Source organism: Methanothermococcus thermolithotrophicus DSM 2095 (genome assembly GCF_000376965.1).
Lineage (GTDB): Archaea > AGJL01 > Methanococci > Methanococcales > Methanococcaceae > Methanothermococcus > Methanothermococcus thermolithotrophicus.
Genome location: NZ_AQXV01000007.1, coordinates 1 through 3,905 on the forward strand (window position 1 = coordinate 1; position 3,905 = coordinate 3,905).

Annotated in this window: 3 protein-coding genes; all 3 read left to right on the plus strand. The window is 27.2% G+C overall.

The genetic code is table 11. The features are described 5' to 3' along the window. Positions 1–125: 125 nt before the first annotated feature. Genes F555_RS0100070 through F555_RS0100080 form a run of 3 tightly spaced genes read left to right on the plus strand, consistent with a single transcriptional unit; the run spans position 126 to position 3,634 of the window. Positions 126–686 carry a hypothetical protein gene (locus F555_RS0100070; protein ID WP_018153194.1) on the plus strand — a complete coding sequence of 187 codons (561 nt, stop codon included), beginning with the start codon at positions 126–128 and terminating at the stop codon, positions 684–686. After that, a complete protein-coding gene (locus F555_RS0100075; protein ID WP_018153195.1) occupies positions 687–1,556 on the plus strand; it encodes a hypothetical protein in 870 nt (289 codons plus the stop codon). After that, positions 1,553–3,634 carry a PKD domain-containing protein gene (locus F555_RS0100080; protein WP_018153196.1) on the plus strand — a complete coding sequence of 694 codons (2,082 nt, stop codon included), beginning with the start codon at positions 1,553–1,555 and terminating at the stop codon, positions 3,632–3,634. Before F555_RS0100075 ends, F555_RS0100080 begins: the two co-directional genes overlap by 4 nt. The last annotated feature ends 271 nt before the right edge of the window (positions 3,635–3,905 follow it).

The following is a 3,905-nucleotide window of genomic DNA, read 5'->3' on the forward strand; positions in this document are numbered from 1 at the left end:
TATTTTATTTAGGCTATGCGAGAAGACTTTAAGAAAATTCATAGTTATATATTATGGTTTAATTTAATACATGTAAAAATATCTTTAATACATTAAAATAAATATTAAAATATGAACGTGATATCATGAAAAAAATAATATTGGTTATTGCCCTGTCCATTCTGTTAATCCCCATGGTTTTGGCAGATGATGTAAGTCTAAATGTAAATATGCCTAACGAAGTAAATAAAGGCGATAATTTTACTATCAATATAGATGTTAATGTAAAAAATAAGGATATATCGGGTTTTGAATGCACAGTGAAAATCCCTATCGAAAACGTGGACAATATAAATATAACAAGTATCACAGGAAACGAAGAAATAAAAAAAGAAGCAGGGAAATTCTATGAAATTAAAAAGAAAGATTCATTAGTATCTATAAGATTTGCCACTTTTGGAACGCCATTGAATTCAGATTTTCATTTAATGACCATAAACGCAGTAGCTTTAAAAGAAGGTAATGTATCATTTACATTTGAATCAATAGCATCTGATGAAAATGGACAAAGGATTCCTGTTGATAAAAAAACAACTGATTTAATAATAATCGACAATAACAACAAAACAGTTGAATCCAGTGAAAATTTTTTATCATCGATAATTAACGCTATAATGAATTTTTTAAAATCCATACTCGGTGGTTAAATGAATATAACTAAATTATTAATTATATCTATTTTTTTTGTATTGTTTACTGAAAATTTTGCACTAGATGATATTGTTGTGAGATTAACCCCCGATAACATAGAAACGAGTGGAGATTTGGTAAATTTTAATATTACAGTAGAAAATATACCTCCAAAGGAAAGTTTAGGTGTGCCCTCATCGTATACTGACCCAGAAATAAAGGACGGTGGATGTCAAGGTGTAGATATTTATATAAACTATTCAAAGGATTATTTAAGCCCCATTGGATTTAATTGGAGCGATAAGTGTAAGGATGTTAAAATAAAGGAATATAAATTCGAAGATGGAATTTTTTATTTATCAATAATGTTTAATGAGATAATATATGATAATACTGTAAACCTCGGGACAATAACCTTCAACCCCATAAAAAAAGGAGAAACTACATTAAATGTTAGCGGTAAGGTGAGCTCCGAATGGGGCATTAAATATGATGAGGATAATAAGTATTGGCGTAATTATGGTGAAACGTCACAATATAAAGAGCCCTACCCTGACACTAAATTCTATGGTGCAACAGTAAATATTAAGGAAATAGGAAATTACACAGGTTCTACTAGTTTAAGCGGAGAATTGAATGAAAATGCAATTTCATCATCACCTTCTTCATCGACAATAATCAACAAGGTAAATGTAATTGCAAACCAAAATGCGCCCGAAATTGTTGTAAAGGAAATAAATATTTCAGAAGAGAAGCCGAATATAACGATTATAATAAATACTGATGGAAAAAATGGTTTGGATTACAACCTGTTAATATCTATTTTTGTTGGAAGCATTTTATCTGGAATCACATTTGGATTATTATTTAGAAGGATGATACTATGAAATACATAATTTTATTTCTATCCTTTTTTGTTTTTTTATCGGGAGTATGTGGTGAAAATGTATCCGTAGAATTAGTTCCAGACAATATAAATGCGTATGTTGGAGATACATTCAACTTAGATTTAGTTGTAAAAAATATCCCTACTGATAGGAAATGTGGTGGATTTGAAACTACAATATCTTATGATTCAAGTATTTTGAATTTAACAAATATTGCGTTAAGTGATACGTCCAATACTGCAAATTTAAAAGAAGTGGATGTTTCAGCTGGAAAGATAAAATTATTATGGACGTCAAATGAACCCTATGGTAACTTTACAATAGCAACACTATCATTTAATGCGTTAAAGGATGGAAATGATTCAGTAGATTTAACTCAAACTTCCGTATCTGATGTAAATGGAGTAAAATATTATATAACTTTAAAAAACTCAAACATAACAATAAATCCATTAAACCAGACTTTAGGAACCATTACATTGAAAGATTTTGAACTGAATAAAAATATTGATGCAGTTTTATCTATAACTGGAGCAAAAACTCCTATAAAGAATATTTCAGGTAGCATTTCATTCAAGAATATAACAATAGAAAACAGTCCTACTCTGATGGATATATTTTGTAATAATTTCAGCTATACCATATATAATAACAATATTTCATTTTTTATTATTCCAAATGAAAAGGACGAAAATAAAACCATATTCAATCTTTTAAAAATACCTGTGAATGTCAATGATGCTAACTATAATATTTCAATGGACTTAACGATAAATGGGGAGCAAATCAAGAACATAACAATAAAAACGGAAGAAAAACAGGAAAATATCTCAGAGTATAAAGGGTTGGTATTCTATGTAGATTCTGGATATAATGAAGAAACAAATATCTCAATAGGTTATTCAAAAGAAATTAAATTAAAAGTATATAATATTGACAAAAATTTAACAAATTTTTCAGGATATATTTTCATAAATAGTTCCTTATTTGATGTTTCAGATTATGGAATTCCAGAATATTCTGCCATATATAATAGGATAAACACATCAAATATTACATTAAATAACAGCCACTTGTATTTCAATATTTCGCTAACAAACGGGACAAACGGGACATTTAGTATTTTAAAGTTTAAATTATCTTCAAAGATTAATGAGAATATATCTTCAATAATATATCTTGAAAATCTATCCATATACGCAAATGATACAAAAATAAACTTATCGATTAAAAATTTAACAGTGAATATTGTAAAAAGGGAATCCAACAACCCGCCAAAATTAAAAATAGTCTACAAAATAGTTAATAACAAAGAAGTCCATTTTTATGCCTTAGGCTATGACGAAGATAACGACGATTTAAAATATGTATGGGATTTTGGAGATGGGAAAAACTCAACAGACGAAAATCCAATTCATATATATTCAAATTATTCGATATATAAAATAGGATGTATTGTTAAGGACCCATTAAATGGAACAGATAAAGTGGAAGGGATTATATCTATTAAAAATATTAATCCAGTAAATTATTCAATTTCCAATGATTCATTCATGTTGGACAAACAAAATGAAAATAAAACCATTTATTTGAATATAACCTTAAAAAATCCATTAATTCATAATGTTGATGGATATATCAATTTTGTAGATTATGGCGATAATTATCGTCCACTAAAAACCCAGTATCAAGTTATATTAAAGCCAAATGGAACAAAAAATCTTATTATTCCAATAAATGTGTCAAAATCATGTGAAATTAAATGGAATGTCGTATATTATCCTAATATACGAAGTGATACAAGAGATAGCATAGACTTCAAATTCTATCAATGGGATTTTGAAAAAAAGATAGAATTCAAATCCAAACCCCAAGTGGTAATAAATAATTATACAAAAATCATAACCCTCAACAATACAAAGATAATATTAAAAGTAAATAAAGTTGAGACCGTTAAAAACTATGTTATAAACAAAACCCTAACAACTACAAGTCAAAACTCTATGCCATATTATACATTTGCTTCATTATTTGGATTTATCATAGGCATCATATTAATTAGATTTAAAATTAAATAATCATTTTTTAATATATTTAATACTATTCTAATAATTATTTATAAATAAATGATAAATTTTAAATATTATTCTAGTTAATATAATATTATAATAATATAAATATCTAATTAATTATTACCAATAGATAAAAAGGTGTTAGTATGAAACGAGTATTAATACTCTCTATTTTGGCATTGATATCATTGATTCCCGTAGCTATGGGGGCAGAAATCGGGGATGTAAATGCAGACAACTCAATAGATATTGCCGATGTGGTATATCTGTTCAAAAA

Excerpts from the sequence above, each read along its gene's own strand:
- F555_RS0100070 (WP_018153194.1), top strand. The coding sequence starts at position 126 with ATGAAAAAAATAATATTGGTTATTGCCCTGTCCATTCTGTTAATCCCC.
- F555_RS0100075 (WP_018153195.1), top strand. The coding sequence starts at position 687 with ATGAATATAACTAAATTATTAATTATATCTATTTTTTTTGTATTGTTT.
- F555_RS0100080 (WP_018153196.1), top strand. The coding sequence starts at position 1,553 with ATGAAATACATAATTTTATTTCTATCCTTTTTTGTTTTTTTATCGGGA.